Consider the following 22,904-nt stretch of genomic DNA (forward strand, 5'->3'; position numbering starts at 1 on the left):
CATTGTACCGCCATGACGACAATCACCGCGGCTTGCACGCTGAATTCACCTGAGGAAACGGCCGAGCTGGCCGCCCGAGTCGCCGGAGCCCTGCGCCCCGGCGATTGCTTGTTGCTGGAGGGCGTAATCGGTGCCGGAAAGACCCATTTCGCCCGTCACCTGATCCAGTCGCTGATGGAGGTGCCCGAAGACGTGCCTTCGCCCACCTTCACATTGGTGCAGACCTATGAGGTGCCCGCCGGCGAGCTGTGGCACACCGACCTTTACCGGCTGTCATCCTTGGATGAGCTGGAGGAGCTAGGCCTGACCGAGGCCTTCGAGAACGCGATCTGTCTGGTCGAGTGGCCTGACCGGCTGCAGGAGCTGACACCGACGCATGCGTTGCATCTGACGCTGGCCCTGGACCCGGAACATGAAGACCGCCGCCATCTGACACTTCGCTGGAGCGATGCAAAATGGCAGCCCCTAATGGAGCGCATTTGCGCATGACCGAACGAAACGCATTGTGCGAGAGTTTCCTTTTACAAACTACTTATGCCAGCTGGCAGCGCGGACCGCTGGCCGGCGACGCCTCCAACCGGCGCTATGAGCGGCTGACCGGCAGCGAAGGCCAGACCATTGTGCTGATGGACGCGCCGCCGGAAAAAGGCGAGGACGTCCGCCCCTTTGTCCGTATTGCCGGCTACCTGCGCGCCCAAGGACTGAGTGCTCCTGAAATTCTGGCGCAGGATTGCGAAAACGGTTTTTTGCTTTTGGAGGATCTGGGCGACGATCTCTATGCCCGCATCATCGAACGCGAGCCCGCGCTGGAGAAAAAGCTCTATGAGGCGGCGACCGACGCGCTGGTCGCGCTCCACCGGGCGCCGATGCCGGAATTGGAGCCCTATGGCCCGCGGCTGATGGCGGAAATGGCCGGGCTGGCCTTTTCGAAATACCGAGCCGGCATTGTTGGCGAGGTCGACCCGGATCTGCAGGCCCGGTTCGAAGACCAGTTCGAAGACATCCTGCGTGAAACGGTCAAGGGCGATCCGGTTCTGGTCCAGCGGGACTACCACGCAGAAAACCTGCTGTGGCTGCCGGACCGCGACGGTGTGGCCCGGGTTGGCCTGCTGGATTTCCAGGACGCGCGCGCCGGCCACCCTGCCTATGATCTTGTGTCGCTGCTGCAGGACGCCCGCCGTGACGTGCCGGCGGGTATCGAGATGCAGATGATCAGCCGTTACATCGCGGCCGCTGGCGCGTATGAATCCGGATTCCGTACCGCCTATACTGTTTTAGGCGTGCAGCGGAACCTACGCATCCTGGGTGTCTTTGCCCGGCTCAGCCTTGATCATGGAAAACCGCACTATGTGGATTTGATTCCACGGGTCTGGGATCATTTCATCCGCGGGCTGGACCACCCGGCGCTGGCCCCGGTGGCGGGTCTTCTGCGTGACAGCCTGCCCGCACCGAGGCCGGAAAATCTGGAAAAGCTGAGGCCCTGATGCAGCGCGCTCCCAACGCCTTGATGCTGTTTGCCGCGGGTTTTGGCACCCGGATGCGAGAGCTGACCCGCGACAAGCCCAAACCAATGATTGAAGTCGCCGGCCGACCGCTGATTGCCCACGCACTGGACCTGGCCCAAGCGGTGCAGCCGGCCCGGATTGCAGCCAATGTGCATTACAAACCGGAACCGCTGAAGGCCTTTTTAGAGCCTAAAAAGGTGCTGATCAGCCATGAGGCGCCCGAGATTCTCGATACCGGTGGCGGGTTGCGGCATGCCCTGCCCCTGCTGGGCAGCGGCCCGGTTTTCACGATGAACACGGATGCCATCTGGAAAGGCCCGAACCCGCTGCTGTTGGCGCAAGAGGCCTGGGATCCTGACCGGATGGATGCGCTTTTGGTCTGCGTGCCGCTGGAGCGCGCGGCAGGGCGCACTGGCAATGGGGATTTCTCAGCCGATGCCGAGGGCCGCATCAGCCGCGGCGGGAATCTGGTCTATGGCGGGGTGCAGATCCTGAAAACGGAGGGGCTGCACGACGTCGAGGAACAGGTATTCTCTCTCAATGTCCTGTGGAACCGAATTGCCCAAGCCGGCCGGCTGTTTGCTCTGGAATATCCAGGCCGCTGGTGCGATGTGGGCCATCCCGAGGGGATTACGCTGGCCGAGGACCTGATTGCCGCAGATGATGTTTGAACCGTCCGCCAAACCGCGTGTTTTTGCCGTGCCCTGCGGCGTGGACTTTCCGCATGCGCTGGTCGAAGGGCTGCGGGAGCGGGCCCGAAACTTGCCGCCGGAGGCACTGGCGCGGGCTGAGCTGATCGTCAACACTTCCCGCATGGCACGGCGCATCCGCAGCCTGTTTGACAACGGCCCAGCGATGCTGCTGCCACGCATGCTGATGCTGACCGATCTGGCGCAGAGGGCTGCATTGGACGGATTGCCACCCGCCCTGCCCCCGCTGCGGCGCCGGCTGGAACTGTCGCAGCTGATAGCCAAGCTGCTGGACGCACAGCCTGACCTTGCCTCCCGCGCCTCTCTCTATGATCTGTCTGACAGCCTTGCAGCGCTGATTGACGAGATGCAGGGGGAAGGTGTCAGCACCGATGCCATCCGGGATCTGGACGTCTCTGACATGTCCGGCCATTGGGCGCGGGCGCAGGCCTTCATTGGTATCGCAGATGAGTTCACCGGTCTGCATGAGGGCGCAATGGACGCCCAAGCACGGCAGCGGCAGGTGGTGCTGAACCTGATTGGAGAGTGGCAGGAAAACCCGCCGCCGCATCCCGTCATCCTGGCCGGTTCAACCGGCTCCCGCGGCACCACATTGATGCTGATGCAGGCCATCGCCCGCCTGCCGCAGGGTGCGGTGGTGCTGCCCGGATTCGATTTCGACCAGCCGGACCACGTTTGGGGTGGTCTGGATGACCCGATGATCTCGGAAGATCATCCGCAGTACCGGTTCCACAAGCTGATGAAACATTTGGAGCTGGCCCCAGGTGATGTAGTGTCTTGGACTAGAACACCACCGGTCTCTCCCGAGCGCAACCGTCTGGTCTCCCTCGCCTTGCGCCCTGCTCCGGTAACTGACGCCTGGATGAGCGAAGGCCCCAAGCTGACCAGGTTGGACAAAGCCACGGAAAACGTCACGCTTGTTGAAGCCCCAAGCCCCCGTTCCGAGGCACTGGCCATCGCGCTGCGCCTGCGCCAGGCGGCAGAGGACGGTCAGACCGCTGCTCTGATCACGCCCGACCGGATGCTGACGCGCCAAGTCTCCGCCGCGTTGGACCGCTGGGACATCCTGCCGGATGATTCCGCCGGCCAGCCACTTCAGCTGTCGCCGCCGGGCCGGTTCCTGCGCCATGTCGCCGGGCTGTTTTGCAAACTGCTGGCCTGCGACAGCCTGCTGACGCTGCTGAAACACCCGCTCACCCATGACGGCGCTGATCGCGGCAACCACTTGCGCCAGACCCGTGAGCTGGAGCTGTCGCTGCGCCGCAATGGACCGCCCTTCCCCGATGCCGCGGCTTTTGCCGGCTTTGAAAAGGGACGCAACCTGATCCCCGGTTGGACAGAATGGCTGTCCGCCTGTTTCGCGGGTCAGGAGATCGCCGGCACCCTGCCCCTGACCGATTGGGCCGAACGGCTGCGGCAGCTGGCCGAGCGCATCGCCGCCGGCAGCAAGGCTGATGGCGCAGGGACACTTTGGGACAAGAAAGCCGGGCAAGCCGCCCTCGCCTGCATCGAAAACCTGGAAGCCGAAGCCCCCTTTGGCGGAGAAATGAGCGCCCGTGATTTTGCCGACCTGCTGGGCGCGCTGCTGAGCCAGGGCGAGGTGCGCGACCGCGATGCGCCCTATGGCTCGATCATGATCTGGGGCACGCTGGAAGCCCGGGTGCAGGGCGCCGATCTGGTCATTCTGGGCGGTTTGAACGAAGGCAGCTGGCCGGAGGCCGCCAGCCCTGATCCCTGGCTGAACCGCCAGCTGCGCAACCAGGCGGGGCTGTTGCTGCCTGAACGCCGTATCGGTCTGTCGGCGCATGACTTCCAGCAGGCGATTGCCGCGCCTGAGGTCTGGCTGACCCGCGCTGAGAGGTCAGAAGAAGCCGACACCGTGCCGTCGCGCTGGTTGAACCGGCTGACAAACCTGCTGTCCGGGCTGCCGGATCAGGGCGGCCGCGATGCGCTGAACGCGATGCGCGCGAGGGGCCAGAAATGGCTGGGCTGGGCAGACGCACTGGAGGAACCCGCGTCCATTCCGCAGATGCCGCGCCCGTCGCCGCGGCCGCCGGTTGCGGCCCGCCCGCGCCGCCTGACCATCACAGAGATTCCGCGGCTGATCCGGGACCCCTATGCGATCTACGCCAAACATGTGCTGCGGCTGAAGCCGCTGAACCCGCTGGTGCAGGAGCCCGACGCCCTGCTGCGCGGGATCGTGGTGCATGAGGTGTTCGAACGTTTCATCAAGGAAGCACAGGCGGATCCTGACCTGCTGACCGCAAGCCAGCTGATTGAGAAGACCCGGGAATTGCTGGAAACCCACGTGCCCTGGCCGGTTGCGCGCATCCTGTGGCACAGCCGCATCCGCAAGATTGCCAGCGATTTTGTATTGGCAGAACAGGAGCGGCAATCCCGCGCCAAACCGGTTGCCTTTGAAGCCAAGGGCAGCGCCCGGCTGGATCCGCTGGATTTCACCATCGCCTGCCGCGCTGACCGGATCGACATGGATGAGCGCGGTTTCCTGCATCTTTATGACTACAAGACCGGCACACCGCCCAGCGAGTCCCAGCAGAAGAAGTTCGAGAAACAACTGCTGATCGAGGCCGCCATGGCAGAAGAGGGCGCCTTTGACGATCTTGGCCCGGCGGAGGTTGCACGCGCCCTGTTCATTGGTCTTGGGTCCAGTATGAAAGAGGTGCGCGCACCGCTTGAGGAAGAGCCGCCGGCCAAGGTCTGGGATGAGCTGAAGACCCTGATTGGAGCTTATTTCGAGCCTGAACAAGGTTATTCGAGCCGCCGCATGGTGTATAGGGACGACATTGCCGGCGACTATGACCACCTGGCGCGCTACGGCGAATGGGACCGTAGCGCCGAACCGCAGCCGGAGGATCTGGCATGACCATCCGCGACGCCGCCTCCGAGGCGCAGTTCCGCGCTGCGCGCCCTGATGCTTCCACCTGGCTGGCGGCAAATGCCGGCTCCGGCAAGACCAAGGTGCTGACCGACCGGGTGGCCCGGCTGCTGCTGAAGGGTGTGCAGCCTCAGCACATCCTGTGCCTCACTTATACCAAGGCGGCGGCCAGCGAGATGCAGAACCGTCTGTTCAAACGGCTGGGTGAATGGGCGATGCTGGATGACCCCGCATTGATCGCTGCATTGACCGAACTTGGGGAGGTCAGCACCGCGCCTGAGGATCTGGCCCAAGCGCGCACTCTGTTTGCCCGCGCGATCGAGACGCCGGGCGGGCTGAAGATCCAGACCATCCACTCCTTCTGCTCGTCGCTGCTGCGCCGCTTCCCGCTGGAGGCTGGTGTCAGCCCGCAGTTTTCCGAAATGGACGACCGGGCAGGACAGCTGCTGCGGGCGGAGATCATGGAGGATTTTGCCCGAGGCGATGAGGCCCCGCTGGTCGATGCCCTGGCGCGGCATGTAAGCGACAGCGACTTTGAGACACTGACCTCCGCGATTTGCCAGCGCCGGGCCGATTTCGGAGAACCGCTGAGCTGGGCCGGGCTGCTGGACTTGTTCGAACTGCCTGAAGGGTTCGACGAAACAGCACTGGAAACGCTGGTATTCCTGGGCGGCGAGGAAGAATTGCTGCAGCGCACGCGTGAGATGCTGGGGAAGGGCGGTTCGACCGACCAGAAAGCGGCCGGCAAGCTGGCAGGGATCACCAAGCCAACACTCGCAGATCTGGGCACATTGGAAAGTGTTTTCCTGACCGGCGCCAGCGCCAAGGAGCCGTTTACTGCCAAAATTGACAAGTTCCCAACCAAGAAACTGCGCGAAGCCCATCTGCCCCTGATGGATCAGCTGGAACCGCTGATGCGGCGGGTCGAGGATGCCCGTGCCAAACGTTTGGCGCTGTCCGCCGCGCGCAAGAGCCACGACCTGCACCGGTTTGCCGCCGCCTTTCTGCCAGAGTATGAGCGCCGCAAGCAGCTGCGCGGCTGGCTCGACTTTGACGACTTGATCCTGAAGGCCCGCCAGCTGCTGAACGATCCGGGTGTTGCCACCTGGGTATTGTACCGGCTGGACGGCGGCATCGATCACATCCTGGTGGACGAGGCGCAGGACACCAGCCCGGTGCAATGGGACGTGATCGAGAAGCTGGCGCAGGAATTCACTGCCGGCGAGGGCGCGCGCTCTGATGTGGAGCGCACGATCTTTGTTGTCGGTGACAAGAAGCAGTCGATCTATTCTTTCCAGGGCGCTGACCCGGATGCGTTTGACCGGATGCAGCAGGAGTTCAGCAACCGGCTGGCGGAAACCGGGGCAGGGCTGCAGGATGCCTCACTTGATTTCTCCTTCCGCTCCTCTGCAGCGATCCTGAAGCTGGTCGATCTGGTGTTCAAGGACAGCCCGCGCGCCGGCTTTCGCAAGGACGCGCTGCACCGTGCCTTTAAATCGGACCTGCCGGGCAGGGTGGACTTGTGGCCGGTGGTCGAAAAGGTGGAGGATGACGAGGATCCAGACTGGACAAGCCCTGTCGACCGCCCCAGCAGCCGCCACCACACGGTGATCCTGGCAGAACGGATTGCGGCGTCGATCAAGCAGATGATCGAAACAGGTGTCACCATCCCCGAGGATGGCCCGGAACGCGGCACGTTTCAGCGCCGTCCGGTGCAGGCCGGCGACTTTCTGATCCTGGTACAACGGCGTTCGGAGTTGTTTTCGGAAATCATCCGCGCGTGCAAGAAGGCTGAACTGCCGATTGCCGGCGCTGACCGGCTGAAAGTCGGCGCGGAACTGGCGGTGAAGGACATCGCCGCGCTGCTGCGGTTTCTGGCGCTGCCAGAAGACTCTCTGTCTCTGGCGGAGGCTTTGAAATCGCCGTTGTTTGGCTGGGGGGAGCAGGCGCTGTTCGACCTCGCGCACCGGCGGGAAGCGATGTACCTGTGGCCAGCGCTGCGGGAGCGGGCAGGGGAGTTTCCTGAGACCATGGCGGTGCTGGATGACCTGCGCGCCAATGCCGATTTCCTGCGCCCCTTTGACCTGATTGAACGCATCCTGACCCGTCACGGCGGCCGCCAGAAACTGCTGGGCAGGCTGGGGCCAGAAGCAGAGGACGGCATTAATGCGCTGCTTTCGCAGGCGCTGGCCTACGAGCGCACAGATGTGCCCAGCCTCACCGGGTTTCTGGTTTGGATGCAGACGGACGATCTGGAAATCAAACGCCAGATGGGCGCTGCCGGGAACATGATCCGGGTAATGTCTGTACATGGATCCAAGGGCCTGGAGGCGCCGATTGTGATCCTGCCGGACACCGCGAAACGCCAAGCGCCGCGGGACGCGGAGATTATGGTTGCTGAGGGTACCCCGGTCTGGAAGCTGCCTAAGGACCAGATGCCGCCTGCCATGCTGGAAGCGCGTGAAGCTGCGCAGGAAAAGCTGCAGAATGAACGTCTGCGGCTGCTCTATGTGGCTCTAACCCGAGCCGAAAAGTGGCTGATTGTCGCTGCGGCCGGCGACGCAGGCGAGCAAGGGGACAGCTGGTACCGCATGACAGAGAACGCCTTGCACGAAGGCGGTGCAGTGGAGTTTGACAGTCCTGGCGGGACAGGTTTACGCCTGCAGCACGGGGATTGGGACGGGCTGCCTTTGGTTGAAACGCCAGTCGAGAAAGTTGTGGAACACAGTCTGCCTGAGGTTTTCAACAGGCCTGCCAGACCCTACGAGGCGCCGGTACCGGCGCTTAGCCCCTCTGATCTTGGCGGGGCCAAGGCCCTGCCGGGTGAAGTGGGCCAGGACGAAGATGCCGCCAAGGCGCGCGGCGGCCGGCTGCACCTCTTACTCGAGCATCTGCCAGGCCGGCCTGAAGGTCTCTGGCCAAAGCTCGCCGGCAACTTGCTGCAGAATGCCGGTGACACTGAAGACCTGCTCGCCGAAGCGTCCAGTGTTCTGAGCAACACGGGTTTAGCTCATATTTTCGCCGCGGAAAGTTTGGCTGAGGTTCCGGTAACCGCAGACCTGAATGGAACCCGTCTGCACGGCATCATCGACCGGCTTATCGTCACAGCGGACAATGTTCTGGCAGTCGATTTCAAATCCAATGCCACCGTGCCTGCAACGCCCGCTCAATGCCCCGAAGGCCTGCTGCGCCAGATGGGTGCCTATGCCCAAGCGCTGGCGCAGATCTACCCCGGCCGCACCGTCGAAACCGCGCTGCTCTGGACCCGAACAGCCACCCTGATGCCGCTGCCGCACGAACTTGTGACAGCGGCGCTGATGCGGCGTCTGGAACCTTGACGATCCGTTAACCCGTACATAGGTTCCAAATCCAGTTGCCACACACTCATGGAGACATGCATATGTCCACCGTAGCCGTCACCGACGCCACCTTTGACGCCGAAGTCAAGAACTCCGATATCCCCGTTGTGGTGGATTTCTGGGCCGAGTGGTGCGGTCCCTGCAAACAGATTGGCCCGGCTCTCGAAGAGCTTGCCGCGGAATTCGGCGGCAAGGTGAAAATCGCCAAGGTCGACGTTGACAGCAACCCGAACTCCGCCGCTGCCATGGGCGTGCGCGGCATTCCGGCGCTGTTCATCTTCAAGGACGGTCAGGTGATCTCCAACCGTGCCGGCGCCGCCCCCAAGGCCGCGCTGCAGAGCTGGATCGAAGAGTCGATCTAAGCCGGATCCAAACGGATTTCGAAGGGCTGTCCCCGCCGGGGCGGCCCTTTTTTCATTCTGAGCGCTGGCGTACCGGCCGGCAGCAAACTGGCACTGTTCTTTGCGCTGATGTCCTGCAACGGTTCGCCAGGAGACAGGTAATGGAGGCAAAATGGCCAAGACACGGGTATTGGTGGAATTCGGTATGGGCACATCGCTGAGACGCGAGGATTATACCGAGGCCGCCCGCCGCGCGATCAAGGACGCGCTATGGCACAACTCCGTCAGCATGGCGGAGCTTTTTGATTTCCGTAAGGAAGACATGATCATCGAAGCGGAGATCGGAGTGCAGAAACCGGACGCCGTCGACAGGGACGCGCTGCTTGAAATCTTCCCCTACGGCAAACCCAGCATCCGTGTTGTGGAAGGCGGTCTCAACATTGAGAAACCGCATGGCGGGCGCACGGTGATTGCCAATGCGGCGGTGGTAGTTTCCTTTGACATGGAGGCAGCGGAATGAGTGAGAAACGCATCATCCTGGAAATGGGCACAGGCAACGACCTTTACGGCCAGGATTACACCAAGGCTGCCCGCCGCGCAGTTCAGGATGCATTGCACCATTCTTCGATCACCCTGTTTGCCAAGCTCGGGATCGATCACAGCGAAATGCGGGTGGAGGTGACCATCGGGGTGCAGCAGCCGGATGCCGTCGATTGCGATCTGGTGGCGCAGGACTTGCCGCGGGGGAGGGCCAGCGTGCGTGCCGTCAAAGGCGGGTTGGATGTAGAAGATGCAGACGCAGGCAGCCGTCATGTTGTGGCCACTGCGGCGGTCGAGGCCTGGCTGCCGGATCAGGCTGGGAAATACAAAATCACCGCCCCAAAATGAACAAAGCCGCCCGTGTCAGGGCGGCTCATTCAAAGTCTTCGACCATTGCAGTCTCAGATTTTGGCGATGTCAGCGCGGCTCATGCCGATGTCATCGAGCTGAGCATCGGTCAGCCGGGACAAAGCCTTGCGGGTTTCGCGGGCTTCGTACCACTCAACGATGGAGCTTTTCACACTGGTCATAGTGTCGACCACGCGGAGAACGGTGACTGCTCCGAGCGGCGCATGAATGTTTGCGGTCGTCATTTGCGCATATCCTTCTAAGAAACAGCCGACCCTGTGCCGGTTGTGAGCCTCATGTAGGATGCGTAGCTGAGTCCCGCAATTGCCGGTTCAACAGCCCCGCCTTGCACTTTCTGCATAGCAGCGAAAGGCCTAGCGACCGTAGCAATGCCTGTGATCCCGCCCGCTCTCTTGTGCCGGCGGGGGGATGGTTCCATATAGGGGGCAACTTAACGGAGGCATAAATGGCAGACGATCAATTCCCCGGCTGGCACGGCACCACCATCATCGGCGTCAAGAAGGACGGCCAGGTGGTCATTGCCGGCGATGGTCAGGTGTCGCTGGGGCAAACAGTGATCAAGGGAACCGCCCGCAAAGTGCGCCGCCTGTCGCCTGGCGGTTTTGATGTGGTGGCGGGTTTTGCCGGCTCGACCGCGGATGCATTTACCCTGCTGGAACGGCTGGAAGCCAAGCTGGAAGCAACCCCGGGCCAGCTGGCCCGCGCCAGTGTGGAGCTGGCCAAGGATTGGCGCACCGACAAATACCTGCAGAAGCTGGAGGCGATGCTGATCGTCACCGACGGCACCGACATGTTTGTGATCACCGGTGCCGGCGATGTGCTGGAGCCCGAACATGACGTGGCAGCCATCGGTTCTGGCGGCAATTTTGCCCTGGCAGCAGCCCGCGGCATGATGGACAGCGATAAATCCGCAGAAGACGTTGCCCGCGATGCGATGGCAATTGCTGCCGACATCTGCGTCTATACCAATGGCAGGCTGACGGTGGAAACCATCGGCCAGGACGGCTGAGATGAGCCGGATAGGTCAGGATGACCTGCGGGCCGCTGTTGGGTCAGGTTTGGTAAGCGAGGCACAGGCGGCGTCATTACTGGCGCTGGCAGACAGCCGGCGGGGGGCACGTGAAAACCTCGCCCCCGGAGATGAGCCTTTTGAGCTGTTCAAAGGTTTCAACGAGATTTTCATCGTCATCGGCCTGCTGATCCTGACCTCGGGCTGGGTAGGTTTCATCGCAATTGATCTGAGCGGATCTCCGAGCGACTATCAAAGAAAAGCCGTAACGGCCGCCATCGTCGGCGCCGTCGTATTATGGGGTCTGTCCGGGTACTTCATCCGCCGTCGCCGCATGGTGGCGCCGGCGATTGCGCTGTCGCTGCTTTGGGCCATCAATGCGGGCACCGGTTTGAATGCCCAGTTCAGCCAGCCCTTCATGATTGCCCAGAACGATTATGGCAGCCTGCCGCTGCCCCTGGCGTTGACAACAGCGGCCATCGCGCTCTTTTGGCTGCGCTTCCGGGTGCCATTTGCCATGGCTTTGATTGCGCTGGGGGTCTTTGCCTTTGCGCTGCTGTCCGGCGCCATTCAGGCCGGCAGCCCGGCAGGGATTGGCGATCTTTTCCTGTTGTCAGCCACCGGTTCGTTTGCCTGGATCACCCTCGCGGTCGGGTTGGCGGTGTTTGCCGTTGCCATGGGGTTTGACCTCAGCGATCCGCATCGCGTCACCAGACGGTCAGCGCAGGGGTTCTGGCTGCACGTCGTTGCCGCGCCAGCCCTGGTCAACACCATTGCTCTCAGCCTTCTGGACAGTGGAACCTCCAGTTCAAACCTTCTCTTGTTTGCCGTCCTTGTGCTGTTTGCCCTCATCGCAATCATCATCGACCGCCGCTCCTTCCTGATTGCCGCCATCGGCTACAGCGTCACCCTGGCCGGCACCGTGTTTAACGGCGAAGGCACCGCCATCACAATACTGGCGCTTGGCGTGTTTCTGGTTGCCCTCGGCGCCTTCTGGAGCCGCATCCGAGCGGCCATGCTTACCCCCTTGTCCGGTGTGCTGCCACTTGACCGGCTGCCGCCCTCACACTGAAACGGAAAGACCCATGACTGATCTGACCCCGCGCGAAATCGTTTCCGAACTGGACCGCTTTATCATCGGCCAAAAGGAAGCCAAACGGGCCGTGGCAGTAGCGCTGCGCAGCCGCTGGCGGCGCAAGCAGCTGGATGACGACCTCCGCGACGAGGTGTACCCCAAAAACATCCTGATGATCGGCCCCACCGGTGTCGGCAAGACAGAGATTTCCCGCCGTCTGGCTAAGCTGGCCCGTGCGCCGTTTATAAAGGTGGAAGCCACCAAGTTCACCGAGGTTGGTTATGTCGGCCGCGATGTGGAGCAGATCATCCGCGATCTGGTGGACAGCGCCATTGCTCAGACCCGCGAGTACATGCGCGAGGAAGTGAAGGCCAACGCCCACAAGGCTGCAGAGGACCGGGTTGTTGAGGCCATCGCCGGCACAGATGCCCGTGAAGCCACCCGCGAGATGTTCCGAAAGAAGCTGAAGGCGGGCGAACTCGACGACACGGTTATCGAGTTGGATGTGGCCGACACCTCCAACCCGATGGGCATGTTCGAGATCCCCGGCCAGCCCGGTGGCGGCAATATGGGCATGCTGAACCTGGGCGACCTGTTCGGCAAGGCGATGGGCGGGCGCACCACCCGCAAAAAAATGACCGTTGCCGAAAGTTATGAGGTGCTGATCAGCGAGGAGGCTGACAAGCTGCTGGATGACGAATCCGTCACCCGTTCCGCTCTGGAATCGGTGGAGCAGAACGGCATCGTCTTCCTGGACGAGATCGACAAGGTTTGTGCGCGCCAGGAAACCCGCGGCGGCGACGTCAGCCGGGAAGGCGTGCAGCGCGACCTGCTGCCACTAATCGAAGGCACCACCGTCAGCACCAAACACGGGCCGGTAAAAACGGACCACATCCTGTTCATCGCCTCCGGTGCCTTCCACATCGCCAAACCGTCGGATCTGCTGCCGGAACTGCAGGGCCGGCTGCCGATCCGGGTGAACCTGCGGGCGCTGACCGAGAAGGACTTTGTCCGCATCCTGACCGAGACCGACAACGCGCTGACACGTCAGTACACCGCACTTATGGGCACAGAGGAAGTCGAGGTAACCTTTACCGAAGATGGCATTGCCGCGCTTGCCAAGATTGCGGCCGAGGTGAACCAGACAGTCGAAAACATTGGTGCCCGCCGGCTTTATACCGTGATGGAACGGGTCTTCGAGGAACTCTCCTTTACGGCACCAGACCGCTCCGGTGAGGCTGTCACGGTTGACGCGGCTTTTGTGACCAAAAACCTGGGCGAGCTTGGCCGGTCTGCGGATGTCAGCCGTTACGTGCTGTAAATCGCGATCATAGGGCTCAGCTACTGGACAATGGCGGCAGGTCGGATAGCCTGCCGCCATTTGAAATTGGGGACAGGCACAATGCAGGTTCTGCGCACGGTTTGCGTTTTTCTACTAATCGGGCTGGCAGGCTGTACGGACCGATCCTACTCACCCACAGTCCCTGAAGCCTTGAACGTTGGCAAACCAGCAACTGTCTTTGCAGCCACAAACCGGGAACCGTTGCCCGATGGCACATTCGGGCCTGATAGGACCGACGGCATAAGTTTGCTGGAACTCACAGTTTCAATTCCACCCGAACATAAACCTGGCACACTGAAATTCGGTTATGCAAACCCGGACCCCTCAGCTGAGTTCACTATGGCGGGACGCAGGAAATTCCAAACTGAAGCAGCTTTTTCGTCCAGGCTGCGTCAAGAATTGGCCAAGTTTCCAGCCAATGAGAGGGACGTGACCGTTTTCGTGCACGGCTTCAATTCAACCCAAGCGGAGACTGCATTCAGGGCCGCCCAGCTGACACATGACCTCAATGTTCCCGGCGCAACTGTCATCTATTCCTGGCCCAGCAAGGGCAAGGCACTTGGCTATGCCTACGACGGCGACAGCGTTCTGTTTGCCCGTGACGGTCTGGAAGCTCTGCTGCGCAAGCTGCGCACGTCCGGCGCCGACCGGATTGTTGTTGTTGCACATTCCATGGGCGGGCTGCTGACCATGGAGGCGCTGCGGCAGATTGAGATCAAGTCGCCAGGATGGACCGCTCGCCACCTGGGCGGCGTGGTGCTGATGTCACCGGATCTGGACGTCGATGTTTTCAAATCGCAAATGACCCGCTTTGCAGAAGTCCCGCAGCCGTTTGCGATCTTCGTTTCGCAAAAGGACAATATCCTGACCCTGTCGCAGCGGCTGCGCGGGTTGGATGGGCGTGCAAGGCTTGGCAACCTCAACAATGCCGAGGAGATCAGTGACCTGCCGGTGGAGGTTATTGATACTACAGCCTTTGCAGATGAGGCGGAATCACAGCATTTTGTTGCCGCCACCTCGCCGGCGCTGCTGGCGCTGCTGAATGGTGCGCGTGAAACGGCGCAAACCTTTGATCGCGATCAGGACCGTCTGCGCAGGCTTTTACCTGGCCAGATCGTTATCCGCGACAACGCAATTGAAATCGCCCTGGATGGCCCTCCGTCAGACAATAGGTGACGCCCCTTATCGGCTGCGCCTGAGATAAACGTAGTAGGCGCCTTCACCGCCATGGCTGATATGCGCCGGCGTGACCTGCAAGATCGCCTGTGACAAGGGCGGCAGGGCCAGCCATTGCGGCACCTTGTGACGCAGTACACCGCGCGGCACCGGCATCGGGCCCGGCTCATCCCGGTCCTTGCCCTTGCCGGTTACCACCAGCACCAGCCGCTTTCCTGATGCCTGAGCCGACAAGATAAAGCGTGTGAGAGCAGGATGCGCGGTGTCGATCCGCATGCCATGCAGGTCAAGCTTCCCTTCAGGCCTGATCTTGCCGCGTTTCATGCGGCGGAAAGCCTTTTCGTCCATCTGCAGCGGATCACAGGCGAGGCTGCGGGCAATCGACGGCTTCAAATCGTGTTTCACCGGCTTGGGTTTAGCATTGCTTCCAACCTTGAATGCCGCCAGTCGCGGTTCCGGCTGCTTGACCGGTTTAGGTTTGGGCATCGGCGGGGCTGGCGGCGAAGAATGCGCACCCGGGTGCAACCGCTCTGTGTGCTTCACGACCTTGTGCCAAAGGTCGATTTCGTCGCCTGTCAGTTTGCGCCGTGTCATTCAAATGTCTTCCGGCAGCATCGCATAGGCCCGCTGGATCGGCAGCAGAACCACCATCCGTCCCGGGTCTTTCATGGTTCCAGCAGTCTCGCCCGCTGCATCACCTGTTCCGACAAAGATGTCAGCCCGTTGTGCACCCTTGATGGCAGAGCCAGTATCCTGCGCCACCATCAACCGCCGCAGCGGCATGTGCCCGTCCTTCTCCACCCAGACCGGCGCACCCAGCGGGGTATAGGCAGGATCGGCGGCAATGGTGCGCATTGGCGTGACAGACCGGTTCATTGCCCCGAGCGGCCCCTTGGAGGCTGCAACCCTGCGCACCTCCCGGAAAAACACATAGGACGGATTGTGGAACAACAGCTCCTTGCCATCGGTCGGGTTGCGGCGCACCCAGGATTTAATCACTTGGGCACTTACCTGATGGGCGTTGTAGACGCCGCGGCGCACCAATTCCTTGCCGATGGATTTGTAGGGATGACCGTTGGCCCCGCCATAACCCACGCGGATAATCGAGCCATCCGGCAAACGGATCCGCCCGGATCCTTGGATTTGCAGAAAGAACAGCTCCACCGGGTCATCGACCCAAGCAATTTCCAGCCCGCGGCCCTGCATTACATCGCTGGTCAGAATATCCCGCCGTGGCAGCCAAAGGCCTGCGCCCCGTGCCTCTGGCGGGATTTTATAAACCGGATAACGGAAGCGGCCTGTAGGGTAGCGTGACCCGTTCAGTTCTGGCTCAAAATATCCGGTGAACAGGGCAGGGCTTCCGTCCTCAATCAGTACTGGGCGGAAAAACAGCTCGAAAAATGCGCGGGCGCCATCAGGTGACTGGGAGTGGGCGACCTTGCACAGTGCAGCCCAATCCGGATCCTTTAGATCCTTGCAAGTCCCCAGAAAAACCTCCAGCGCGGCTGCGTGATCATCCTGTGCCCAGCCGTCCAGCTGGGCAAAATCCAAGATGCTGGACACGGTTTCAGATTGCGCCCCGGAGGCGGTCATCGCGGCACCTGCAATTGCAGCTGCCCCAAGTGCCCCCCGAAGCGCCGCAATCATGCGTCCGTCGCAACAAGCTGCCAATTGGGATCATCGCTACCCATGTTGCGGGCAAAGACCCAGGTGTCCTTCTGGCGTTTCACAGCCTTGGGATCACCCTCAACGATATCTCCGCCACGGTCGCGCACAACGGAAGTCAACTCACCTACGAAACGCATGGTAATCTCCGCGCGGCCCGACTGAGCATCAAATTGCGCGTTGGCCAGAGTGGTTTCACGGACACCGATGAATTCAGCTTCAATTTTGTACCCTTGGTCCTCGCGATGTGCGACGGCTTCAACAAAGCTGTCGAACACGTCTTCTGCCAAGAACGGCTGGATGTCATCCAAATTTCCGTGCTCGAAACCCATCAGGATCATCTCATAGGCGCCGCGGGCACCTTGAACGAAATCCTGCACCTGAAACGACGGCTCAACACGTTTCATCGCAGCCAAGGATTGGGCTTGCGGGCTATCCTCTGCCACGTAATCGGTAATATCTCGGTCCGGGCCGCCTTCGATCACTTCCAGATCCGGGCGGCGGCTTTTGGCTTCGGATTTTGGCAGCGGCGGTTTTTCAAACCCTTCGCGTGTTCCCAGTACGCTTTTCAAGCGCAGGATCAGAAACACAGCAATACCGGCCAGAACCAAAAGCTGAATCACAGGCGACTCCATGGATACCTCATGCTAGGCGTTCGTGCTTTGTTTGAAACCAAAGCGATCAGACCTTATGTAGGTGACGGGCGGGAGCAAGTCTACCGCCCGGACGTATGATCGCAAGGAAACCCCATGTATCTCTTCCTGGCCTTTCTGATGGTTCCCATCATTGAAATTGCATTGTTTATTCAGGTTGGCGGTGCCATCGGCCTTTGGCCGACCCTGGCCATCGTGGTACTGACCGCCGTGCTGGGCACCTGGCTGGTGAAGACCCAGGGGCGGATGGCAATGGGGCAGCTGCGGTCATCCTTTCAGCAATTGTCCGATCCGGCTGAACCGCTGGCGCATGGAGCAATGATCCTGTTTGCAGGCGCTTTGCTGCTGACACCCGGCTTCTTTACCGATGCTGCTGGATTTGCCCTTCTGATGCCGCCTGTGCGGCTGGCGGTCTACCGCTATCTGCGCGCCCGTATCACTGTGACACAGTTCCAGATGGGGCCGGGCAGCATGCAGGGCCGCCACTATCCCGGCGCCGCCGACAGGCCGGATGATGTCATCGATGGTGATTACGAAGATGTGACCCCAGGTCGTCGCCCAAGCGGCACCTCAGGCTGGGTTGACGGCCCCCGTTGAGCTGCCTGAACCAAGCTGTTAAGCACTGTCCAAAGCATATTTTCAGGAGTATCCCGATGGCCGAAAACGGCGAAGCCCAGCAGCAGCCGCAAGTCCAGATGAATGTTCTGGCCCAGTTCATCCGCGACATGTCGTTTGAAAACGTGATGGCGCAAAAAGGCACTGGTGGCGAGGTTCAGCCCGACGTCAGCGTGCAGGTGAACCTGGATGCGAAAAAGCGTTCGGTTGAGAACCAGTACGAGGTGATCACCAAGCTGACCGTCGAGTCCAAGAACAAGGAGGGCGGCAACGTCCTGTTCGTGCTGGAGCTGGAATATGTTGGTGTCTTCAACATCGTCGGAATTCCGGAAGACCAGCTGCACCCGTTCCTGCTGATCGAATGCCCGCGCATGACTTTCCCGTTCCTGCGCCGCATCGTGTCCGACGTGACCCGCGACGGCGGCTTCCCGCCGCTGAACCTCGACAACATCGACTTTGTGGCGATCTACCGCAACGAGCTGGCCCGCCGCCAGTCCGAAGCTGCAGCTGCGGCGCCCACGCAGTAAGCAATTTTAGTTGAGACCAGAAAACGCCGCTGACAGTCAGCGGCGTTTTTTATTTCTGCTGCCGGCTGGCCTAAGCCGACTTCCACAGGGCATCATCACCCATCTTGCCGATAAACGCCTCATGCGCTTCCAGTTCCTCAGCCGTGATCCGCGGTGGCAGCGATGATTGCCGGGGGGCAGGGCGCCAGTCGTCCTCTGCTTTCGCAGTGGCGGAAGAGCTGGCTTGCGTGGAAAGACCAAAATCCGGCTGCCGGCCGCCAATCAGCTCCAGGTAGACATCTGCAAGAATTTCCGAGTCGAGAAGTGCCCCGTGCAGCGTCCGGTTGGAATTGTCGATGCTGAAACGTCGGCACAGCGCATCCAGAGTCGCCGGCGAACCCGGAAACCGCTGGCGCGCCATTGCCAATGTGTCAACCGCCTGATCCATCGGCAGCTTTGGCAGCCCCATCCAGCCAAGTTCTGCATTCAGGAACTTCATGTCAAAGCTGGCATTGTGAATGACCAGTTTGGAGTCTTTCACAAAATCCAGAAATTTCTGACCAACCTTGGAAAAAACCGGCTTGTCTCGCAGCGTGACCGCGCCAGGTTCAGGTTTCTGCGGCGGCTCCAGCAGGTCCGGACCGATGCCATGGACCGAAAACGCCTCCGCCGGCATCGAGCGTTCCGGGTTGATGTAAACGTGAAACGTTTCCCCGGTCGGCATGTGATTGAACAGCTCCACCGCGCCTATCTCAACAATCCGGTCCCCCGAGAACGGATCAAACCCGGTGGTTTCGGTATCGAGAACGATTTCACGCATGGCCCAGCTTGCTCCTGATTTCTGAGAGGATTTCCACAACTTGAGCGGCAGCGTGCTCGAGCGTGTCTGTCTCGATCACATAATCAGCGCGGGCCATCTTTTCCTCAATCGGCATCTGTTTCTGCAGAATATGCCGGAATTGCTCAACCGTCATCGTGCCCCGGGCAAGAACCCGCTCTTGCTGGGTCTGTGAATCCACAGTCACGCAAGCCACCGCATCCATTTCCGCATTGCCACCGGTCTCAAACAGAAGGGGGATGTCGAACACCAGTATGTCGCTTTGCGCCGCTGCCCGGAACGCCGCCCGATCCTGCGCGACTAGCGGATGCACAATGGCCTCAATACGCGTCAGCGCTTCGGGCTCGCTGCCGATAATCCGCTTCAGAGCGGTTCGGCTGACCTCGCCCTTCTCCACAGCTTCTGGAAAGGCAGCCTGCATAGGCTTAACGGCAGCGCCTCCGTTGCCATAAAGCCGGTGAACCGCTGCATCCGCGTCCCAAACCGCACAACCCTGTGCCGCGAACAGCTGGGCCGTGGTGCTTTTTCCCATGCCGATGGAGCCAGTGAGGCCAAGGCAGAAACTCATTCGAGCACCGCATCCCGCGTGGCAGCGTCAACCTCAGGACGGTGGCCGAACCAGCGCTCAAACCCCGGCACCGCCTGGTGCAGAAGCATGCCTAGTCCGTCGACCACGGTGCAACCCGCGTCCTCTGCCGTTTGCAAGAGATCAGTTTTCAGAGGCGAGTAGATAAGGTCAGTCACAACCGCAATAGCTTGCAAGCCATCAAACGGCACCCGAAGACGCGGCTTGCCCACCATGCCAAGCGAGGTGGTATTCACGATCAGCGCGCCTTCTTCAATGATATTGCCTGCCTGAAGCCACTCCACCACTTTTATTCGGTTTCCGAAATCCTTCTGCAGCTTGTCTGCACGGTCCCGGGTGCGGTTGCTTAGCAGGATTTCCGGAACGCCTGCTTCCATCAAGGACGCAACAACCGCCCGGCAAGCACCGCCAGCCCCCAATACAACCGCAGGTCCGGATTGAGGATTCCAATCCGGCGCCCCCTTATGCAGGTTCGTAATGAACCCGTAACCATCTGTGTTGTCTGCCATGATGGTGCCGTCAGAGCGGAAAGTCAGCGTATTGGCTGCACCGATCAGCCGAGCCCGGTCCGTCACCTTGTCGGCGATCGCCATCACCGCTTCCTTGTGCGGGATGGTGACATTTGCCCCGACAAACCCCATTTTCGGCATAACCCGAAGGGTTTCGGCAAGGTCTTCCGGCTCTACATGTATGGGAACGTAGTGACCGGAGATACCATGCGCCTTCAGCCAGTGACCGTGGAGTTGAGGCGACTTGGAATGCGCCACCGGACTGCCGATCACGCCGGCAAGCGGGATTCTTGCGTCTGTCATTGCTCGATCACCCCCTGAAGTCCCAAGTAACTGATAAGTTCCATCAGCGGTAGTCCCAAGACATTAAAGTAGCTGCCATCGATACTGGCAAACAGCCGCACACCCTCTTCTTCCAGCTTGTAAGCCCCGACCGCATGGCGGATGCTGTCCCAATTGCGGGCGACATAGTCCTCAAGGTAACGGTCTGAACACTTGCGCATGACCAGCCGGACCTGGCCCACATGCCGCCAGATCGGTTCTCCATCCCGGTAGATTACGGCAGCAGACAGCAGCATATGGCGCTTGCCCCGCATTTCTTTGAGCTGGTGCAGTGCCTCCTCCGAACTGACAGGCTTGGAAAGTAGGATTCCCTCAAAATCAAGAACCTGATCACAGCCCAGAACCAGTTTTCCAAAGTGCTTTCCGCTGATTTTGCGCGCCTTTGCCTCTGCCAGCGCATCCGCAATATCGCGCGGCGGAGCCTGCTCAGCCAATAAGGAGGATTTAATCGCATACTCATCCACGCGGGGTGCATCGCATTCGAAGTCAATACCTGCTTGACGCAGCAGATGCGCCCGGATTTCGGAACCGGAAGCTAGCACAATGTGGGCAGTCATGTGGAAAACCCCGTGGGAAAGACGCTGATCGTTTCAGGACGTTTTGTATGGTTTTCCGCGGTTAAGTAAAGACTCCAGGGGTTGACGCAAATCTCAGGATTCTGCCGGCTGAGTCGTCCTTTGTGAGTCAGGATAACTTTGAGATCGTGGATATGCCGGCTCTCCCCGGTTCATCCCGCTGTTATCCCCAAGGCAAGAAAGGTAAACTGATCCTTAACTGGCCATATTTTATAGGCGTTAAGGAATTTTCCACGAATCCTGTCCCAACCACGCTGGAATCTTATCCCTGCTGGGGATAAGCGGAGGAAGATTCACTTATCCACTGGAATCCACGCACACTACAAAAACATCATCCTTCTAATATTTCTTTAATTATTAGGGTGGTCCAATCAAACCGGGGAGAACTGACCATGGACCTGACCGATCTGATGTTCACACTCTACCCATATGCAAAATCCCTGCACATCATGGCAGTGCTGAGCTGGATGGCCGGTCTCTTCTATCTCCCCCGTCTGTTTGTGTATCACGTAGAACAAGCAGAGAAGGTGCAGGACGCAGTGCCCATTTTCCTTACCATGGAAGAAAAGCTTCTCCGGATCATCATGCGGCCTGCAATGTATGTGTCCTGGGCTGCTGGCCTGTTCATTGTTCTGACACCGGGCATTGTCGACTGGAGCTATCTGTGGCCCTGGATCAAGGGAGTATCCGTGATCGGCATGAGCTGGTTCCATCACTGGCTTCTGTTTCGCTACCGTGATTTCAAAGAAGGCCGGAACACCCTGACCGGACGGCAATTCAGGCTGATGAATGAGGTGCCAACAGTTCTGATGATGGTGATTGTGATCTCGGTGATCTTCAAATTTTAACGCAGCGGCGCTGAGGCGCGGGCTGTGGCCGCGAAACGTTTGCAGCCGGCGTTTGACTTATCTGAAGCGAGTCCCTATGTATGGCTCTCAGCGGGCCCGTCCGGGCAGCCGTGTTTTCCAATCCTGTCGTGTGACCGACCCCCGGGTGAGCGGGGAGTAGAGGCCGTATCTATATGACCGTGCAATCCCTGAATCTGTCCGATCTCAAGGCTAAGAGCCCCAAAGCGCTGCTGGCGATGGCCGAGGAGCTGGAGATCGAAAACGCCTCGACCATGCGCAAGGGCGAGATGATGTTCCAGATCCTGCGGGAACGCGCGGATGAAGGCTGGGACATTGGCGGCGACGGCGTGCTGGAAGTGCTTCAGGACGGCTTTGGATTCCTTCGCTCGCCTGAGGCGAACTACCTTCCGGGTCCGGACGATATCTATGTCTCACCCGACATGATCCGGCAGTACTCGCTGCGCACTGGTGACACTGTCGAGGGGCAGATCAAGGCGCCGCTGGAGACGGAGCGCTACTTTGCGCTGACCAATGTCACCATGATCAACTTCGAAGAGCCCGAGAAGGCCCGCCACAAGATCGCTTTTGACAACCTGACCCCGCTTTACCCCGATGAGCGCCTGAAGATGGAGATCGAAGATCCCACCATCAAGGACCGCTCCGCCCGGGTGATCGATCTGGTTGCACCCATCGGCAAGGGCCAGCGTTCGCTGATCGTGGCGCCGCCCCGGACCGGCAAAACGGTGATCCTGCAAAACATCGCGCACTCCATCGAAAAGAACCATCCTGAGTGCTATCTGATCGTTCTTCTGATCGACGAACGCCCTGAAGAAGTGACAGACATGCAGCGCTCTGTGAAAGGCGAGGTTGTGTCCTCCACCTTTGATGAGCCCGCGACCCGCCATGTTGCAGTCTCCGAAATGGTTATTGAAAAGGCTAAGCGCCTTGTTGAGCATAAGCGAGATGTTGTGATTCTTTTGGATTCTATCACAAGACTTGGTAGGGCCTTCAACACCGTCGTGCCGTCCTCGGGCAAGGTTTTGACTGGTGGTGTTGATGCAAACGCCCTGCAGCGGCCGAAACGCTTCTTTGGTGCGGCCCGGAACATCGAAGAAGGCGGCTCGTTGACCATCATCGCCACCGCGCTGATCGACACAGGCTCGCGCATGGATGAGGTGATCTTTGAGGAATTCAAAGGCACCGGTAACTCGGAGATCGTGCTGGACCGCAAGATTGCCGACAAACGCGTGTTCCCGGCGATCGACATCCTCAAATCAGGCACCCGGAAAGAGGATCTGCTGGTCGACAAGGGAGATCTGGCCAAGACCTTTGTTCTGCGCAGGATCCTGAACCCGATGGGCACAACCGACGCTATTGAGTTCCTGCTGTCCAAACTGAAGCAGACCAAGTCAAACTCCGAGTTCTTCGACTCGATGAACACCTGA

At 60.2% G+C, this 22,904-nt stretch carries 24 protein-coding genes; 16 read left to right on the forward strand and 8 right to left on the reverse strand.

Annotated elements, in window-relative coordinates:
* Positions 1-12: 12 nt before the first annotated feature.
* The 8 genes from tsaE (at position 13) to RA26_RS14185 (ending at position 9,699) form a co-directional block, all read left to right on the forward strand.
* Positions 13-489 (forward strand): tRNA (adenosine(37)-N6)-threonylcarbamoyltransferase complex ATPase subunit type 1 TsaE, encoded by a 477-nt coding sequence (gene tsaE / locus RA26_RS14150; RefSeq protein ID WP_039184479.1) that lies wholly within the window; start codon positions 13-15, stop codon positions 487-489.
* A complete protein-coding gene (locus RA26_RS14155) occupies positions 486-1,484 on the forward strand; it encodes an aminoglycoside phosphotransferase family protein (protein ID WP_039184481.1) in 999 nt (332 codons plus the stop codon). Before tsaE ends, RA26_RS14155 begins: the two co-directional genes overlap by 4 nt.
* Positions 1,484-2,176, forward strand: coding sequence for a nucleotidyltransferase family protein (locus RA26_RS14160; protein ID WP_241482653.1), 693 nt, complete (start codon positions 1,484-1,486; stop codon positions 2,174-2,176). The genes RA26_RS14155 and RA26_RS14160 overlap by 1 nt, the downstream gene beginning before the upstream one ends.
* Entirely contained in the window at positions 2,166-5,099 is a 2,934-nt protein-coding gene (gene addB, locus RA26_RS14165) for a double-strand break repair protein AddB (protein WP_193747621.1), read from the forward strand. Before RA26_RS14160 ends, addB begins: the two co-directional genes overlap by 11 nt.
* Entirely contained in the window at positions 5,096-8,449 is a 3,354-nt protein-coding gene (gene addA / locus RA26_RS14170; RefSeq protein ID WP_039184485.1) for a double-strand break repair helicase AddA, read from the forward strand. The genes addB and addA overlap by 4 nt, the downstream gene beginning before the upstream one ends.
* Positions 8,450-8,511: 62 nt before the next feature.
* Positions 8,512-8,832 carry a thioredoxin gene (trxA, locus tag RA26_RS14175; RefSeq protein ID WP_019295334.1) on the forward strand — a complete coding sequence of 107 codons (321 nt, stop codon included), beginning with the start codon at positions 8,512-8,514 and terminating at the stop codon, positions 8,830-8,832.
* Positions 8,833-8,983: 151 nt separating this feature from the next.
* Positions 8,984-9,331 carry a Lin0512 family protein gene (locus RA26_RS14180; RefSeq protein WP_039184488.1) on the forward strand — a complete coding sequence of 116 codons (348 nt, stop codon included), beginning with the start codon at positions 8,984-8,986 and terminating at the stop codon, positions 9,329-9,331.
* The gene (locus RA26_RS14185; RefSeq protein ID WP_039184490.1) at positions 9,328-9,699 is read left to right on the forward strand and encodes a Lin0512 family protein; all 372 of its coding nucleotides are present in this window, start codon (positions 9,328-9,330) and stop codon (positions 9,697-9,699) included. Before RA26_RS14180 ends, RA26_RS14185 begins: the two co-directional genes overlap by 4 nt.
* Positions 9,700-9,752: 53 nt before the next feature.
* Here the strand turns inward: RA26_RS14185 and RA26_RS14190 are convergent, their stop codons facing one another.
* A complete protein-coding gene (locus RA26_RS14190) occupies positions 9,753-9,944 on the reverse strand; it encodes a DUF1127 domain-containing protein (protein WP_039184491.1) in 192 nt (63 codons plus the stop codon).
* A gap of 221 nt (positions 9,945-10,165) precedes the next feature.
* Here RA26_RS14190 and hslV point away from each other — a divergent pair, with 221 nt between their 5' ends.
* The 4 genes from hslV (at position 10,166) to RA26_RS14210 (ending at position 14,322) form a co-directional block, all read left to right on the forward strand.
* Positions 10,166-10,729, forward strand: a complete 564-nt coding sequence (gene hslV, locus RA26_RS14195) for an ATP-dependent protease subunit HslV (RefSeq protein ID WP_039184493.1) — start codon at positions 10,166-10,168, stop codon at positions 10,727-10,729.
* Between the two features lies 1 nt (position 10,730).
* On the forward strand, positions 10,731-11,801 hold the full coding sequence (locus RA26_RS14200) for a hypothetical protein (protein ID WP_039184495.1): 1,071 nt from the start codon (positions 10,731-10,733) through the stop codon (positions 11,799-11,801).
* Positions 11,802-11,814: 13 nt separating this feature from the next.
* Positions 11,815-13,125 (forward strand): ATP-dependent protease ATPase subunit HslU, encoded by a 1,311-nt coding sequence (gene hslU, locus RA26_RS14205; RefSeq protein WP_039184497.1) that lies wholly within the window; start codon positions 11,815-11,817, stop codon positions 13,123-13,125.
* Positions 13,126-13,206: 81 nt separating this feature from the next.
* Positions 13,207-14,322 (forward strand): alpha/beta hydrolase, encoded by a 1,116-nt coding sequence (locus RA26_RS14210; protein ID WP_039184499.1) that lies wholly within the window; start codon positions 13,207-13,209, stop codon positions 14,320-14,322.
* 6 nt (positions 14,323-14,328) lie between these two features.
* On the opposite strand, the gene RA26_RS14215 is transcribed toward RA26_RS14210, so the two are convergent.
* The 3 genes from RA26_RS14215 to RA26_RS14225 are packed head-to-tail and all read right to left on the reverse strand — an operon-like array spanning position 14,329 to position 16,622.
* Positions 14,329-14,916 carry a Smr/MutS family protein gene (locus RA26_RS14215; RefSeq protein WP_039184501.1) on the reverse strand — a complete coding sequence of 196 codons (588 nt, stop codon included), beginning with the start codon at positions 14,914-14,916 and terminating at the stop codon, positions 14,329-14,331.
* On the reverse strand, positions 14,917-15,969 hold the full coding sequence (gene mltA, locus RA26_RS14220; RefSeq protein WP_039184502.1) for a murein transglycosylase A: 1,053 nt from the start codon (positions 15,967-15,969) through the stop codon (positions 14,917-14,919).
* Positions 15,966-16,622: a Tim44/TimA family putative adaptor protein gene (locus RA26_RS14225; RefSeq protein WP_039184504.1), complete on the reverse strand. Its 657-nt coding sequence runs from the start codon at positions 16,620-16,622 to the stop codon at positions 15,966-15,968. Before RA26_RS14225 ends, mltA begins: the two co-directional genes overlap by 4 nt.
* A gap of 114 nt (positions 16,623-16,736) precedes the next feature.
* On the opposite strand from RA26_RS14225, the gene RA26_RS14230 reads away from it, so the two are divergent.
* Together RA26_RS14230 and secB are read left to right on the forward strand one after the other, a co-directional pair.
* Positions 16,737-17,237 carry an FxsA family protein gene (locus tag RA26_RS14230; protein ID WP_039184505.1) on the forward strand — a complete coding sequence of 167 codons (501 nt, stop codon included), beginning with the start codon at positions 16,737-16,739 and terminating at the stop codon, positions 17,235-17,237.
* A 56-nt stretch (positions 17,238-17,293) separates the two neighbouring features.
* Positions 17,294-17,782: a protein-export chaperone SecB gene (gene secB / locus RA26_RS14235; RefSeq protein ID WP_039184507.1), complete on the forward strand. Its 489-nt coding sequence runs from the start codon at positions 17,294-17,296 to the stop codon at positions 17,780-17,782.
* Positions 17,783-17,852: 70 nt separating this feature from the next.
* Here the strand turns inward: secB and dnaQ are convergent, their stop codons facing one another.
* From dnaQ to RA26_RS14255, 4 genes are read right to left on the reverse strand one after another with little or no spacing between them, the layout of a single operon-like run.
* Positions 17,853-18,581 (reverse strand): DNA polymerase III subunit epsilon, encoded by a 729-nt coding sequence (dnaQ, locus tag RA26_RS14240; RefSeq protein ID WP_039184509.1) that lies wholly within the window; start codon positions 18,579-18,581, stop codon positions 17,853-17,855.
* Positions 18,574-19,167 (reverse strand): dephospho-CoA kinase, encoded by a 594-nt coding sequence (coaE, locus tag RA26_RS14245; RefSeq protein WP_039184511.1) that lies wholly within the window; start codon positions 19,165-19,167, stop codon positions 18,574-18,576. The genes dnaQ and coaE overlap by 8 nt, the downstream gene beginning before the upstream one ends.
* Entirely contained in the window at positions 19,164-19,997 is an 834-nt protein-coding gene (locus RA26_RS14250) for a shikimate dehydrogenase (protein WP_039184512.1), read from the reverse strand. Before RA26_RS14250 ends, coaE begins: the two co-directional genes overlap by 4 nt.
* The gene (locus RA26_RS14255; RefSeq protein ID WP_039184514.1) at positions 19,994-20,593 is read right to left on the reverse strand and encodes a Maf family protein; all 600 of its coding nucleotides are present in this window, start codon (positions 20,591-20,593) and stop codon (positions 19,994-19,996) included. The genes RA26_RS14250 and RA26_RS14255 overlap by 4 nt, the downstream gene beginning before the upstream one ends.
* A gap of 410 nt (positions 20,594-21,003) precedes the next feature.
* On the opposite strand from RA26_RS14255, the gene RA26_RS14260 reads away from it, so the two are divergent.
* Both RA26_RS14260 and rho read left to right on the forward strand, forming a co-directional pair.
* Positions 21,004-21,459, forward strand: a complete 456-nt coding sequence (locus RA26_RS14260; RefSeq protein ID WP_039184516.1) for a CopD family protein — start codon at positions 21,004-21,006, stop codon at positions 21,457-21,459.
* Positions 21,460-21,632: 173 nt separating this feature from the next.
* Positions 21,633-22,904: a transcription termination factor Rho gene (gene rho, locus RA26_RS14265; protein WP_039184518.1), complete on the forward strand. Its 1,272-nt coding sequence runs from the start codon at positions 21,633-21,635 to the stop codon at positions 22,902-22,904.

This window comes from Leisingera sp. ANG-M7 (assembly GCF_000813965.1).
GTDB lineage: Bacteria > Pseudomonadota > Alphaproteobacteria > Rhodobacterales > Rhodobacteraceae > Leisingera.